This is a genomic window from Prevotella sp. P5-126, from assembly GCF_002251185.1.
Lineage (GTDB): Bacteria > Bacteroidota > Bacteroidia > Bacteroidales > Bacteroidaceae > Prevotella.
Genome location: NZ_NPIZ01000095.1, coordinates 1 through 416 on the forward strand (window position 1 = coordinate 1; position 416 = coordinate 416).

At 37.0% G+C, this 416-nt stretch carries 1 protein-coding gene; it reads right to left on the reverse strand.

What is annotated here, in order from left to right; translation table 11 throughout:
* Window positions 1–103: 103 nt before the first annotated feature.
* Window positions 104–235: a hypothetical protein gene (locus tag CIK90_RS14570; protein WP_256387353.1), complete on the reverse strand. Its 132-nt coding sequence runs from the start codon at window positions 233–235 to the stop codon at window positions 104–106.
* Window positions 236–416 lie beyond the last annotated feature (181 nt).

Consider the following 416-nt stretch of genomic DNA (forward strand, 5'->3'; position numbering starts at 1 on the left):
TTTTCAATTGTAGTGTTGTTGTCCTCCGACGAACATGACGCAAAGGACACGATGGCTGCAAAAGCCATCATAGATTGAATATATTTCTTCATTTTCATTCTTTTTACCATGTATAATTTTCTTCATCAAGTGTTTCTGTTTCTCCATTAGTACTTCCCGCTAAAATCTGTGTCCTGCTGATTTCATAAACTGTCATAGTAGGAGATTGATAGAATTTCTTTTCTTTTTTTTCCATTTTTGTTTTTCTTGATTCTCGGTTGCCTATAGGTTCTCGGAGTCGGCATGTTAATGATTAATTAATATAAGGTGAACCTATTAATGAAAGAAGCGTGGAACCTGACACTTGCCTGTTCCACTTCTCGAGGTTCTGGTTTACCTGATTTCGAGAAGTCAGAAACAAAGCGCATGAAGACCAC

What these genes read in the sequence shown, in the direction of transcription:
- CIK90_RS14570 (WP_256387353.1), bottom strand. Translation starts at nt 235, where the DNA reads ATGGAAAAAAAAGAAAAGAAATTCTATCAATCTCCTACTATGACAGTT.